Source organism: Shewanella sp. AC34-MNA-CIBAN-0136 (assembly GCF_040309945.1).
GTDB lineage: Bacteria > Pseudomonadota > Gammaproteobacteria > Enterobacterales > Shewanellaceae > Shewanella.
Map to the genome: position 1 here is coordinate 16,219 of NZ_JBEOPJ010000030.1, position 13,024 is coordinate 29,242.

The window sequence follows — 13,024 nt, forward strand, 5'->3', positions numbered from 1 at the left end:
CATTGATTTTTACTTTATCGTTAAAGTAGTGGGCTAAATAAGTAAAAAAACTGCTCGACTAATCGTTTAACTAACGGTCTTTTACGCCACTGGCGCGCATCCATTTTTATTGAATTAGCCATATATTGATGTTGGACTTCACTAAGCGATTGAGTGAATTCTAAATTTTCAACAGAAAGAGTCACTTCAAAGTTAAGCCATAGGCTGCGCATATCAAGATTAACTGTGCCGATTAGACTATGGTGCAGGTCAATGACCACTGACTTTGTGTGCAGTAAACCGCCACGAAAACGATGAATATTGACACCTGCATTCAGTAACTCGCCAAAGAAAGATCTGCTGGCCCATTCCACCATCATTGAGTCGTTTTTATCGGGTATGATTAAATTGACCTCCACACCCCGTAATGCAGCTGCTGTTAATGCAAACAGTAGGTTTTCACTGGGGACAAAATAAGGGCTAGTGATGGTGATGCTGTGTTTTGCTTGATAAATACTGAGCAATAAAACTTGTTGGATCATATCCTCAGGCATACCGGGTCCTGATGGAATAACTTGAACCATGTCGGATGGTTCCTCGTCGTGCGGATGGCATTGTGGCGGTTCGGGTAACATTCTCTGGTCTGTTTCGGTTTCCCAATCCCAGGCGAGAATGCAGTTAAGCACTGGCACACTGGAGCCGGTAATTCTCACCATGACATCAACCCACTCACCAACACCAGCGCTTTGCTTAAAATATTTAGGATCGACTAGATTCATTGAGCCGGTATAACCGATTTGGTTGTCTATCACGACTATTTTACGATGAAGGCGAAGATCTAAACGGCGGAAGATCATACGTACAAGAGAAACAGACAGTGCGGATACCAAATTTATGCCAGCTTCACGCATTTTTTTTGGCCACTTACTGTTAAAAAAGGTTCGACTTCCTGCAGCATCTAATAATATTCTCACTGCCACATCGCGTTGAGCAGCTTGAATAAGTGCTTGGGCAACTTGGTCAGCAAGCCCACCAGGATGCCAAATATAGAACTCTAAATGAATCGAGGTTTGCGCTTGTTGTATGTCTTCAATCAGGGTTGTTAATATTGTTTCTGTAGACGATTTAAGTGTTAGTTGATTATTGGCTAACGTAGGAATGCCCAGACGTTTTTCACATAAATGGCTTATGGGAATCGCGTAATCACTTAAGTTGTGAGGACGATATTGCTGAATGGCAAACAGTCGACGAAACCATTCCCGATAGGGGCCGTACATCTCTTTAGCTCTCACTGCGCGGGTTTTACCAAGGTTCATCTCGCCAACGAGGAAATAAAGGAAAATACCTAAGATGGGGACAACATAAATAAGCATCATCCAAGCTAAGGAAACACCAATAGATCGCCGTTTATAGACAATACGCGTGGTGATACCAGCAATGAGCAGCCAATAAGCTAATACGCTGATTATCGTTAATATTTTATAAAGCTCAACCATAGCTAGCCAGTGTATCAATCATGTAGAAAAACATGCACTTATCATATCAGGTTTTCAATCGGTATTGTCTATAGTCATCCGTCTGTACGGCTGGGTATATCAAACAGTTTGTTTTATTATAAAGACTCTGGTGCTATTCAGTTTAATGCGAACCAAACGCTAGCATCACTTTAAGTCACTTTTAGTCATTTTCAGATAGCCCTCCCAAAACGAATAGAGGTATTTATCCATCGGTATTTTTCGCTCAAAGCCAACATCGACCTTGCAGCCTAAGCGTAAACTGCTTGGGCTTGCTCGATGGGGAAGTCTGGTTATCGTCATATTGTTGATGATGACAGTTGTGGTTGTGCCAAAATTTTTTCATTTAGCCACAGAGCCTCAAGTGATTAATAATGAGCAAGAGTCGTTTGCTGCACAATGTGTAAAAGCCACACCTATCGCTAAATTGGATACTGATGGCCAACTGGCGGTCGCGAGCTGGAATGTTTATAAACAGCAAAATGCTGGCTGGCAAACGCTGCTCAGTCAGTTAGCTAAACAACATCAATTATTGTTGCTGCAAGAGGTGAAGTTATCTGACGAGTTTCAGTTGTGGCGCCAACAACATCACCAACAATTGGCGATGGTGCAAGCATTTAGCCAAGACCATATACCACTAGGGGTGATGAGCTTGTCTCAAGTTGCTGCGAGTGAAAGTTGCGGTTATTTGACGGCTGAACCCCTAATACAGTTTCCCAAGTCGAGTTTGTTAAGTTATTTCCCCTTATCGAATGGTGAAACTTTGCTGGTGGCTAACTTGCACAGTATTAACTTTGAGTATGATCTAGACAGTTATGCTGCGCAGTTACAGCAGCTACTGCCAGCGTTAAGTGCTCATAAAGGACCGATAATTTTCGGCGGGGATTTAAATACTTGGCGTCAAGCTAGATTATCAATGTTAGCCTTGATGACAAAGAAATTAGGGCTAAAAGCGGTGATCCCCGCGGATGACAAACGCACAACCGTGATGGGCTATCCAATTGATCACCTTTATTATCGAGGACTAACTTTAGAGTCATCTCGGGTCATTATGACTAAAAGCTCAGACCATTATCCTTTGTTAGCGCAATTTAGATTAGGCGAAAGTTAACGCTCATAGTTTATGACGGCTATTAACTGATTAAAGTTGTGTTAAAGGTCATAAAGACCGCATGGGCTCGCTCAAGATTAATTGATTGGTGCGGCTGACAGGCACATCAATGTTAAAATCGATTCACAGTCGTTTTTCAATTCGAGTAAAATAACCTTTAACGATTTAATGTGTTTTTTGTGCAAGTTAAAACGATAAGAGCATAATACATTATGATCTTATCGTTAATTAACCCGCTGATTAAACGACTATATCAGTAGCTTGATATGTCTCTCAATACTGATTTTTTTATCTGCTACAGCTTCAATTAATTATTTCTTATTAAACATCGCTTGGCCGTTTTTATCTTTTTCAGACCAGAAATTAAGATTGAACTGGGCATCAGGGCTTAATTCAATACGATGCCAGTACTCTGGTGGGCTAGTGGCAAATTGGCCTGCTTTGATCACCACTTTTACTTCTGGTTCAGTTGCTTCGCTGTTTGCAAAACCAAAATACGTGACCACACCTTCCATTACACATAACTGGCCGAATACACCTTCGGCGGTATTGTGGTGAGTCAGTAGCGCATCAGGCACATTTTCAGTGGTGAAAAATGGCGTAGAGCGTTGAATTGTCCAGTTTGCTGGGATACGTTGATGAGACATAATGATCTCCTAAATAACCTGAACTCGGGATAATAAACGCCTTTCAAACAGTCCTTTGCCCTGCTAACTGCGTTGAATCGACTTACAATAGGCTAGCTATTGACGCGTCAATTCGCCTTGCTCGCATAACCAATGACAAGCTTGAAAGTGAGGAGGGTTAACATGCTGATTTTAAATAGCATAAGTTCATCCCTTATCCCAAATTCAGGTTAAGTTGATTGATGAGTAGGCTTTATGAGTAAAGCCTACTCGATAAAATACTAAAGACTTGCTGGTAAGGCTCTGAGTAGCGGGAAGGTATTGTTCATGTGGCCTTCTGTTACCACAAAACCGATTATCTGTTTTTGCTCATTGTACGCTTTTACTGAGCAACCCAGAGCATCAATATCAACCTGCCACGATGCAACGTCAATTACGGTATTCCCGCCTAATTGAATGGGCATTTGCGGTGTTTTAATTTTGACTAACATAGCCGGTAGTTTCAAATCTGTCGGTTGGCCTAATAAGGTTTTCGCTAACGCATTGGCGCTTAACATAATGGGCTGCAAGTAGGACATCACCTTACCATTGATTTCGGCGCAATCTCCTAAGGCATAAACATTGTTCGCTGAGGTTTGCAGTTGCAGATTAACCACTAAGCCATTATTGACTTTGAATCCTGACTTTCGTGCTAAGCCAACATTAGCCTTTAATCCCGCAGCTGAAATAACACAATCGACAATATGGGTATTACCACAACTGAGTGTGGCACAAATACCTGATTCAATTTTGTTTAGCGAACTAATGGTACGGCCAAACTCAAATACAACACCGTTATCGACCATCTTCTTTTGTAAAACACTGGCGACTAAATCTGGCAGCATGGTTGCCATCACGCCGTGACTTGGATCAACCACTACTACGTTTTTACCGCTGCGATTAAGATCCATGGCTATTTCAGTGCCGATAATACCCGCTCCAATAACCAAAACACGTTGTGCATTTTGTAGTTGCAGCTGCGCATTATTAAACTCACTAAGACTGTTTAAGGTGACCACACTGTCTGTTGCGTTACCAAGCATTGATGGCACAAAGGTTTTTGCTCCTGTTGCTAGCACCAGTTTTGTATAAGGGTAAGCAACACCTTCAACAAACACCGCTTGCTGTTCACTATCAATGCAATCAACCTTGGTAAAAGCATGCAGAGTAATATTATTCTCGGAGGCAAACTCTTGTGCAGTAAGGCGGATTAAGTCCGTACTGTTTTGCTTGTTACTAAATACATGGCTCAAGTCCGGTTTATTATAATCGTGGCCTTCATCAAGGGTGAACACGGTTATCGGTAAATGCTTATCTGTGCGTCTAATGGTTTTGATTAGTTGATATGAGCCAAAGCCGCTACCGATGATAATGATGGGGGCGCTCATGATGCTTTCCTCTCAGCGATAGGGACAAAAACATCTTTGCCAAGGCCGCAATCTGGGCAAAGGAAAAAGTCTGGCACTTCGCTCCACGGTGTACCTGGTGTTACATCTTGATTAGGCTCACCCAATACTGGCTCATATACCCAATTACACACAGTGCAGAGCATATTTTGTGAATCACTCATTGCCGTCGCTGTTGTACATGTCGGTTTGGTTGCTTGAGTTGCTTGAGTTGGCTTAGTGGTTACAGTGGCTTGAGCGCTCTTAGCTAGCGATGCCGGTGAAATGGATTTTACATTACTTAAATCATGCCATGCCCAGCTTTTAGCTATCTGGCGACCGTGCTCACGGCATTCGCGCATCGCTTTACCATCTGGTCGCCATTTTGCTTTTAAGCCGACAATGGTTTCAAATCCGGCATCTGTAAGACGGGTGTGAATACGGTCAACGGCGCCGCCGTTCCAGCCATAACTTCCAAATGCACCGGCTTTTTTATCTTTAAAGCGCAGGCCTGTGATCTCTTCTAGCATTCCCGCGACTTTCGGCATCATGACATTGTTCATGGTTGATGAGCCTACCAAAATACCTTTGGAGCGGAACACGTTGGCTAATATGTCATTTTTATCATGACGGGCCACGTTAAACACTTTAACCGACACAACAGGGTCAACGTCGTGGATGCCTTGAGCAATGGCATCGGCCATCATGCGGGTGTTATTAGACATCGAATCATAAAAAATGGTGATTCTGTCTTCCTGATAGTTATCTGCCCATTGCAGATATTGATGAATAATCTGTGCTGGGTTGTCGCGCCACACTACGCCATGGGCGGTAGCAATCATGTCAACGGGCAGGTTAAAGCTTAGCACCTCGTTAATTTTGGCGGTAACCAGCGAGCTAAACGGGGTTAAAATATTGGAATAATAGCGTAAACACTGATCCATCAATTCAATTTGGTCTACTTCGTCATTAAACAAATGCTCATCGCAGTAATGCTGACCGAACGCGTCATTGCTAAACAACACAGCATCTTCCGTTAAATAGGTCATCATGCTGTCAGGCCAATGCAACATCGGAGTTTCAATGAACACCAACTGCTTACCGTTACCAATGTCTAAGGTATCGCCGGTTTTAACGATATTAAAATTCCACTCTGTATGGTGATGTAAGCCAGTAATAGAGTCGATAGCATTTTCGGTACAGTAAATCGGGGTATTAGGAATTTTAGCCATTAAAGCCGCTAAGGCACCTGAGTGATCTTCTTCCGCATGGTTAATGACGATGTAATCAATCTTATCGAGATCAATTTCCATCTCAAGGTTTTGGATAAATTGCAGGCTGAAACGATGGTCAACAGTATCGATTAAGACATTTTTCTGTTCACGAATAAGGTAACTATTATAACTGGTGCCTTTGGTGGTTTTATATTCAGTACCATGGAAGTCCAATATTTCCCAGTCACGTTGTCCAACCCAATCGATGTTATTTTTAATGTGAATTGTCATATGTACACCTGTAATAAATTAGAAGTTAAAGTTGATAGAGATATTTCAAAAGTTAACTTCGTTATTGCAGAGTGCATGCCAACTGTTTATCTTATTGATTATATGCAGGTAATGTATATTTAGTGAATTTTATTGGTGTCATAAAGACATGCTGTATATTGTCAATATGACGCTAAGTTGTCATATTGACTTCTTGTTGTGTTCTAAAACGACATTATTGATGAAATGCCAATCACAGGCTTTATCGCTATTTATCAGCTAATACAAACTGAGATAAATGCTTGCTTCAGTTGCATTTTGTAATGTAATTGTTATTACATTAAGCTAAGGCTATTCACTAGAATACGATAACCACGAAATTTACTGAGCTGTTTATGTCGTAAAATTTGTATTAATTCAATCCCTTTGGATGTCAGATATAAAAAGGATGTTAGATGATAGATTTTAATAATAAAGGTTTTTTCAAACTGAAGCAGGATTCTGATTTTGCAGACAAAGCCCGCGATTTACTTATCGATGATGAACGAGTCATTGATTCATATAAATCCATGCGTGATGGTGTCATTTTTACCAGTAAAAGAATTATCGCTGTTAATGTTCAAGGCATTACAGGAAGTAAAAAAGATTTTACATCTTTGCCTTACAAAAATATTGTCGCTTACTCAATTGAAACATCGGGGACATTCGATCTCGATTCCGAACTAGAAATATACTTTTCAGCGATAGGCAAAGTTAGGTTTGAGTTTACTGGTAAGGCCTCAATGCTGGAGATATCAAAAATAATCTCAGGTTATTTATTATAGGTCTGCAAATGCCGCTATTGTCAATAATTGCTTAATAAATTGATAATTTCAACAAACGAACCATTAAGGTTTAATCTGTTGTAAAATATGAGTTTAGTCTAGAATTTAATGCTGAAACTGAGGAGTGTTAAGTGGGTCATTTCGTCAGTTATCTGGCGTCGAGAAAGACTAAAACGTGGGGTGTAAAATTGTAAATATGGCTAATGTTCAAATCAGAGTGTTGCTGATGAGTGATTGGGAAATCTATAGAAGGTTACGTTTATTAGCATTACAAGACTCGCCAGATTCGTTTGGCTCGACTTATGAACGAGAAGCTGAATTTACCGACGAAGAGTGGATTTCTCGTCTTAATGCAAGCAATCGAGCAAAGCATGCATTGCCACTGATCGCTGAACTTGATGGCGTCGCCGTAGGCTTAGCATGGGGACAGATCCATAGTCCTAGTCCTATGGATACTGATGCTGCACATGTGTATCAAATGTGGATGTCACCACGCGCGCGCGGATATGGACTTAGTAAGTTATTACTGAATAGCATTATTGATTGGGCCAAAAAATCTAATCGAAAAGTCGTTTGCTTAGAGGTTACTATTGTTAACGAGGCCGCTGTTAATCTCTATAAATCAATTGGTTTTGTTGCTGTTGGTGAAACACAGACTCTACGAGAGGGTAGTGCATTACTGACTCAAACCATGATACTGGAGTTATGTGGTTAATAAATGAGTCATGTTCTCAATGAAATCGACGTTTTCAGCAAAATAATTTTTAGTAAAATCGTTTTCAATAAAATCTAGGTGACACGACTCACTTTTAGGGTATTGTCGCAACGGTTTAATTAACCACGTTTCGCTCATTAACTGAGTGGCTTTTACAATGGAGTGTAAAAATGAATGAATCTCAAGCAGATAATATTATCCAATCTTATGAAACGGATAGCATTACCGCTTTACGTTTAGATTTAGATAAACTGAGACCCAAACCATATACTTGGTTAATCCAATGGCTGATGTGTTTGGCGACTATTGGCGCTATTTTATATATTGCAAAAGTAGACCTATTAGTAGAACAAAATTTTGTGTGGTTGCTACTGTTATTTGTCGCGATTGGCTTTAGCCATCGAGATGATTATTTAGCTCATAAACGTATCGATTTGGTGATTAAACTACTCGATAAAAATGCATTTCATAAACGGTCATAGTTCAAAAGGAAGCCTTGGCACATGGATATTATGATTGATGATTTACAGGGCTCTGGCGTGGTTGAGTTACTGCAAGCACATTTGGCTGACATGTATGCAACATCGCCACCGGGTAGTGTTCATGCATTAGATATTGAAGCCTTAAAACATCCATCAATTACTTTTTGGTGTGCCAAACAAGGTGACATAGTACTTGGGTGCGTAGCGATAAAACAGTTAACGCCAACCCACGGCGAAATTAAGTCTATGCGAACGGCTGCAATGGCGAGAAACCAAGGAGTAGCATCGGCATTGTTATCGCACATATTGGGCGTAGCTAAGTCTTGTGGTTATCAGCGGTTGAGTTTGGAAACTGGATCGATGGATTTTTTTGCGCCAGCAAGGCGTTTGTATGAACGACATCAATTTGATTACAGCGGCCCATTTGCGGACTATGAACTAGATCCTAATAGCTTGTTTATGACAAGATTAATTGAGTAAATTGATTTGTGATAAAGGTAAAACCTAGCAAAGCGCTAATTTATGAAATGTGTAAGCGACTATTACTCTTCTTCATTATTTTTGGCATTGCCATCGTAATATTAATGACCCCAGAAGGTGAGTGTGTAGCATTTTTTAGCCATAGCTTGTGCACAGGAAAAGATAAGTGGGTTATTGTAAAGTGGATTTTTTTGTTTGATTCATTGTTACTGGCATACACAGCTTTGCCTGTGTTGCATTACTTAGCGCTAAGATTTTTAATTAAGCATAAAAACTGACCTCTAAATGGGTTTTGAAAAGCTTAATGATTTACAACCTTTCTATCATTGATCTAAACAAGCCAAACTCAGTTATAGCATTGGCATAACTGAGTTTGGCTTGTTTTATATTAGTGCTGCAGTTTCCAGACAAAGCGTTATTAGTACTATGCCTAGCAGGCTTGTTCACTCTCAACAATTTTTTGAATATCGTGCGGGTGTACTTTAATGCAAATGCCATTGGCCTTAAATGCGATAGTTGGGTTAGCAAGGCGCTCTTTATCACCTTTTGGCGAACTTTGTTTAACCTTAATATCATTGTTTTCGTCACTACCTGCAATAGTATTACCTGCAATAGTATTACCCGCAATAACATCAGCCAGTAGTGGCACTTTTTCGATAAGCTCTGCGACGAGTTCATCACAGGTTTGTGCCTGTGATGGGAACACTAATTCGATATGCTCCCAACCTTCAACCGGATAAGATTTGTCAGATGGAAAGGGCAGTTCAACACATTGAATTTTCATCGCACCGATAACTAATGGTTCGGCTAATTTAATGATTAAAATCGGCCGACCGTTGATGATGTTATTTGAGATGATTTTGCCGTGTTGACTAAATTCATCGACGAGTAACTGCGCTGTTTGATTATCATTCACCCGCAGAGCAGCATGATCACAATTCAATGCTAAGTTGTCTAAACCTAACCGATGAATAAACACGCTAATGCGCTGACTAAAGTCTGCCCAAGTATGTTGTAGATGTTGGTAATTCATTTAATAACCCAAGAAACAAAGCAAAAAATGGTATGGTTGAGATTGAATAAGCTTATGGCCATATTTCAATCGGTGTACCAGCATCAATCATTTGCCACAATTCATCCATTTCTTTGTTGGTGACGGCAATACATCCATTGGTCCAGTTGTACTTTTGTGCTTCTTCTGGCGGTAAAGTTGAACGAGGGTTTTCACCGTGGATCATAATCATGCCACCGGCTCTAATGCCTAATGCATCAGCTCGTAATTTATCTTCTTCATTGGGATAAGAGATATGAATCGATTTATAAAATGCACTATCAGATTTTTTATAATCTAATACATAACGACCTTGCGGAGTACGTTGATCACCTTCTTTAAGCTTATGACCACTTGGCACATCGCCCATGGCAATAAGGTAACTTTTAATCACTCTTCCGTCACGCATGACAGATAAGCGTGATTCAGATTTATTGACGACAACTAAATCTACTTTTGCTGTAGTTTGGCTTGAAGAGGCAACCGCCAATGACGGGCTGAAAATTAAGGCTATAAATATTATGTACAACGCGCGCATGAAATCTCCGTAAACCAATGACCTTTTTAATTTTTATTGTAAAATGACCCTATTTCGAATGTTAAAACTCGACAGTCAATGTTAGATTTTAACGACAACAAGGGTTAATTGATATTAGTTAACCGAGTTTATTTGCAATTTATTACCCGAGACAGTGAATATTAAGATGAATATCGAAGAAAAATCTGACAGTCCACTAAAAAAACAGCTTAGAAGTGTGATTTTTGGTACCGAAACCCCAGCAGGAAAACGTTTCGATATTGCCCTTATGGTCTGTATTGTACTGAGTGTGATATTGATTTTTATCGATACCACAGAATATGTTAATTCCCTTTACGGTGACTATATTAGTATCGCCGAATGGACCTTTACGGTATTGTTTACCGTTGAGTACATATTAAGACTCTATTGCTCGCTTAATCGGTTACACTATGCACGCAGTTTTTTTGGTGTAGTGGATTTAGTGTCAATTTTACCCAGTTATTTAGGGTTGATTTTCCCTGGTGCCAATGTCGCGTTGGCGTTAAGAGTACTGCGTTTATTCCGGGTGTTTAGAGTATTAAAGTTACTTCGATACCTAAGCGATGGCCAAATATTGCTTAAAGCCATGGTGCAGTCTGGTCGAAAAGTGTTTATGTTTTTCTTCTCGGTAAGCCTGATTATTATGGTGTTAAGTGTGGTTATGTATGTGGTTGAAGGCCCTAACAATGGCTTTACTTCCATTCCTAAGTCCATGTATTGGACCGTAGTGACCATTACCACCGTTGGCTACGGAGATATTACGCCGCAAACGCCATTGGGCCAAGGGATTGCGGCACTTACTATGCTGATTGGTTATTCGATTATTGCGATCCCCACCGGTATTTTAACCGCTGAAATTTCACATGAAATGGTCAGAACCCGTGATTTACGTAAATGCAGCAATTGTGGCAAAAAAGGCCACGATAAAGATGCTGAATATTGTAATCATTGTGGTAGCGAACTTGAAAAACTCTAGGGTTACAGCCTGTAAAGCTGATTTAGATTTGATTTTTATTATAGACACACAAGGATATTGATGACCGCTGCTAAATTTGTTGAGGGTTCCATTTTACGCCATATCCTGGTGATGAGCTCTACTGCTGCTGTGGGTATTTCGGCACTTTTTGTGGTCGACTTACTCGATATTTTCTTTTTAAGCTTACTTGGTGAAATAGAGCTCGCCGCCGCAGCAGGTTATGCTAGCACGATTTCATTTTTTACGACTTCGATAGGTATCGGCTTATCGATTGCTCTAGGCGCTTTGGTGTCAAAAGCGGTGGGGTCGAAAAACATAAAGTTAGCCAAGAGATTATTTTTAAACAGTGCCATCGTGACGTTAATTACCAGTGTGCTGGTGGCTGCAGTTGTCATAGCGTTTATTCCCGAATTGTTAGCGTTGGTGGGTGCAACAGGGCGCACTGCGGAATTGGCTGAAAGCTATTTGTATATTCTGGTGCCATCCTTACCATTTATTTGTTTAGCAATGGCGCTTGGCGGCGCGCTGCGTGCAGTGGGTGATGCCAAACTATCGATGATGTCGACACTAGCTGGTGGCGGTGTTAACGCCGTATTAGACCCTATCTTTATCTTTAGTTTATCAATGGGTATTGAAGGTGCTGCGGCTGCATCGGTATTGGCCCGTATTGCGGTGTTTGTCATCTCAGCTCGCGGAGTGGTGGTTAAGCATAAGCTGTTAGGTCAATTTTCGTGGATTGAGTTCAAGCAAGACCTAGGGGTTATTTTTGCCATAGCCGCACCTGCAATGCTCACCAATGTGGCAACTCCCATTGGTAATGCGGTGGTAACGCGTGCCATAGCTGATTTTGGTGATAGTTATGTAGCTGGCTGGGCGGTATTAGGACGTTTGATCCCCGTCTCGTTCGGGATGATTTTTGCACTGTCTGGCGCTGTCGGACCGATAGTGGGGCAAAACTTTGGTGCCAATGAAATTGAACGAGTTCGATTGAGTTTAAACAAAGCGATTCAATTTTGTGTTGTTTATGTTCTGGTGGTGTCACTGGTACTGTTTTTATTACGAAATGTCATTATTAGTAGTTTTGATATGAAAGGCGATGCGGCAGAGCTTATTTTGTTTTTCTGTCAGTACATCGCGGTGTTCTTTATCTTTTCGGGCATTTTGTTTATTGCCAATGCCTCATTTAATAATTTAGGTAAGGCTAAATACTCGACCTTTTTTAATGTCGGTAAAGCAACCATCGGCACCATACCATTTGTGTATTTTGGCGCCCAGTGGGGCGGTGTATTTGGGGTGTTAATTGGTCAGGTGATTGGGGCAATTATATTTGGTGTGATAGGTATTTTATGTGCATATCGATTAGTCGACAAAATTAGCCGCCAAGGTATGCTTTCAGCGGGTGCTAATCGACAACTACTAGAAGACGATGCGATAAACATTGATATGGTGGCTGCTCCTTCACCTATGCCAGGGCGCACTCAGATGGCTCAATTAGATGAAGACCCACTGTGTAAGCAAGTTGCTCAACAAGATAACGCCGATACAGCCAATGGCAACACAAATGATACTGAAAAATCCGGTGCTGATAGCGCTAGTACCGATAACATTGGCAGTGAGAAAAACAGCGATAAAATCAATTGATCTGATAGATGCTATGTAGATGTAATTTAGTGTAGATGTGACTTCGTTTAGATGTGACTTCGTTTAGATGTGACTTAGTTTAGATGAGACTCAGTGAAGATGAGACTCAGTGAAGATGAGACTCAGTGAAGATGAGACTCAGTGAAGATGAGACTCAG

Annotated in this window: 13 protein-coding genes; 7 read left to right on the forward strand and 6 right to left on the reverse strand. The window is 40.8% G+C overall.

Annotated features, from left to right (window positions below):
* Window positions 1-20: 20 nt before the first annotated feature.
* Window positions 21-1,475 (reverse strand): cardiolipin synthase, encoded by a 1,455-nt coding sequence (gene cls, locus AAEY94_RS20095; RefSeq protein WP_350979818.1) that lies wholly within the window; start codon window positions 1,473-1,475, stop codon window positions 21-23.
* Between the two features lie 322 nt (window positions 1,476-1,797).
* On the opposite strand from cls, the gene AAEY94_RS20100 reads away from it, so the two are divergent.
* Window positions 1,798-2,604 carry an endonuclease/exonuclease/phosphatase family protein gene (locus tag AAEY94_RS20100; RefSeq protein ID WP_350979834.1) on the forward strand — a complete coding sequence of 269 codons (807 nt, stop codon included), beginning with the start codon at window positions 1,798-1,800 and terminating at the stop codon, window positions 2,602-2,604.
* A gap of 311 nt (window positions 2,605-2,915) precedes the next feature.
* Here the strand turns inward: AAEY94_RS20100 and AAEY94_RS20105 are convergent, their stop codons facing one another.
* From AAEY94_RS20105 to norV, 3 genes are all read right to left on the reverse strand, one after another.
* Window positions 2,916-3,251, reverse strand: a complete 336-nt coding sequence (locus AAEY94_RS20105) for a TehB family protein (RefSeq protein ID WP_350979820.1) — start codon at window positions 3,249-3,251, stop codon at window positions 2,916-2,918.
* A 260-nt stretch (window positions 3,252-3,511) separates the two neighbouring features.
* Entirely contained in the window at window positions 3,512-4,657 is a 1,146-nt protein-coding gene (gene norW, locus AAEY94_RS20110; RefSeq protein ID WP_350979822.1) for an NADH:flavorubredoxin reductase NorW, read from the reverse strand.
* The gene (gene norV / locus AAEY94_RS20115) at window positions 4,654-6,159 is read right to left on the reverse strand and encodes an anaerobic nitric oxide reductase flavorubredoxin (protein WP_101087494.1); all 1,506 of its coding nucleotides are present in this window, start codon (window positions 6,157-6,159) and stop codon (window positions 4,654-4,656) included. Before norV ends, norW begins: the two co-directional genes overlap by 4 nt.
* A 434-nt stretch (window positions 6,160-6,593) precedes the next feature.
* On the opposite strand from norV, the gene AAEY94_RS20120 reads away from it, so the two are divergent.
* The 4 genes from AAEY94_RS20120 to AAEY94_RS20135 all read left to right on the forward strand — a co-directional run bounded on the left by AAEY94_RS20120 (window position 6,594) and on the right by AAEY94_RS20135 (window position 8,639).
* Window positions 6,594-6,962, forward strand: a complete 369-nt coding sequence (locus tag AAEY94_RS20120; RefSeq protein ID WP_182745026.1) for a PH domain-containing protein — start codon at window positions 6,594-6,596, stop codon at window positions 6,960-6,962.
* A 226-nt stretch (window positions 6,963-7,188) separates the two neighbouring features.
* Window positions 7,189-7,677, forward strand: coding sequence for a GNAT family N-acetyltransferase (locus AAEY94_RS20125; protein WP_350979825.1), 489 nt, complete (start codon window positions 7,189-7,191; stop codon window positions 7,675-7,677).
* 170 nt (window positions 7,678-7,847) lie between these two features.
* Window positions 7,848-8,159 (forward strand): hypothetical protein, encoded by a 312-nt coding sequence (locus tag AAEY94_RS20130; RefSeq protein WP_350979827.1) that lies wholly within the window; start codon window positions 7,848-7,850, stop codon window positions 8,157-8,159.
* A 21-nt stretch (window positions 8,160-8,180) separates the two neighbouring features.
* Window positions 8,181-8,639, forward strand: coding sequence for a GNAT family N-acetyltransferase (locus AAEY94_RS20135; RefSeq protein WP_101087498.1), 459 nt, complete (start codon window positions 8,181-8,183; stop codon window positions 8,637-8,639).
* A gap of 430 nt (window positions 8,640-9,069) precedes the next feature.
* Here the strand turns inward: AAEY94_RS20135 and AAEY94_RS20140 are convergent, their stop codons facing one another.
* Together AAEY94_RS20140 and AAEY94_RS20145 are read right to left on the reverse strand one after the other, a co-directional pair.
* Window positions 9,070-9,672, reverse strand: coding sequence for a VOC family protein (locus AAEY94_RS20140; RefSeq protein ID WP_350979829.1), 603 nt, complete (start codon window positions 9,670-9,672; stop codon window positions 9,070-9,072).
* Between the two features lie 52 nt (window positions 9,673-9,724).
* Window positions 9,725-10,228 carry a L,D-transpeptidase family protein gene (locus AAEY94_RS20145; protein WP_101087500.1) on the reverse strand — a complete coding sequence of 168 codons (504 nt, stop codon included), beginning with the start codon at window positions 10,226-10,228 and terminating at the stop codon, window positions 9,725-9,727.
* Between the two features lie 166 nt (window positions 10,229-10,394).
* Here AAEY94_RS20145 and AAEY94_RS20150 point away from each other — a divergent pair, with 166 nt between their 5' ends.
* Window positions 10,395-11,225 carry an ion transporter gene (locus AAEY94_RS20150; RefSeq protein WP_162022836.1) on the forward strand — a complete coding sequence of 277 codons (831 nt, stop codon included), beginning with the start codon at window positions 10,395-10,397 and terminating at the stop codon, window positions 11,223-11,225.
* A 60-nt stretch (window positions 11,226-11,285) separates the two neighbouring features.
* Window positions 11,286-12,866 (forward strand): MATE family efflux transporter, encoded by a 1,581-nt coding sequence (locus AAEY94_RS20155; RefSeq protein ID WP_182745029.1) that lies wholly within the window; start codon window positions 11,286-11,288, stop codon window positions 12,864-12,866.
* Window positions 12,867-13,024 lie beyond the last annotated feature (158 nt).

What these genes read in the sequence shown, in the direction of transcription:
- cls (WP_350979818.1), bottom strand. Translation starts at nt 1,475, where the DNA reads ATGGTTGAGCTTTATAAAATATTAACGATAATCAGCGTATTAGCTTAT.
- AAEY94_RS20105 (WP_350979820.1), bottom strand. Translation starts at nt 3,251, where the DNA reads ATGTCTCATCAACGTATCCCAGCAAACTGGACAATTCAACGCTCTACG.
- norW (WP_350979822.1), bottom strand. Translation starts at nt 4,657, where the DNA reads ATGAGCGCCCCCATCATTATCATCGGTAGCGGCTTTGGCTCATATCAA.
- norV (WP_101087494.1), bottom strand. Translation starts at nt 6,159, where the DNA reads ATGACAATTCACATTAAAAATAACATCGATTGGGTTGGACAACGTGAC.
- AAEY94_RS20120 (WP_182745026.1), top strand. Translation starts at nt 6,594, where the DNA reads ATGATAGATTTTAATAATAAAGGTTTTTTCAAACTGAAGCAGGATTCT.
- AAEY94_RS20125 (WP_350979825.1), top strand. Translation starts at nt 7,189, where the DNA reads ATGAGTGATTGGGAAATCTATAGAAGGTTACGTTTATTAGCATTACAA.
- AAEY94_RS20130 (WP_350979827.1), top strand. Translation starts at nt 7,848, where the DNA reads ATGAATGAATCTCAAGCAGATAATATTATCCAATCTTATGAAACGGAT.
- AAEY94_RS20135 (WP_101087498.1), top strand. Translation starts at nt 8,181, where the DNA reads ATGGATATTATGATTGATGATTTACAGGGCTCTGGCGTGGTTGAGTTA.
- AAEY94_RS20140 (WP_350979829.1), bottom strand. Translation starts at nt 9,672, where the DNA reads ATGAATTACCAACATCTACAACATACTTGGGCAGACTTTAGTCAGCGC.
- AAEY94_RS20145 (WP_101087500.1), bottom strand. Translation starts at nt 10,228, where the DNA reads ATGCGCGCGTTGTACATAATATTTATAGCCTTAATTTTCAGCCCGTCA.
- AAEY94_RS20150 (WP_162022836.1), top strand. Translation starts at nt 10,395, where the DNA reads ATGAATATCGAAGAAAAATCTGACAGTCCACTAAAAAAACAGCTTAGA.
- AAEY94_RS20155 (WP_182745029.1), top strand. Translation starts at nt 11,286, where the DNA reads ATGACCGCTGCTAAATTTGTTGAGGGTTCCATTTTACGCCATATCCTG.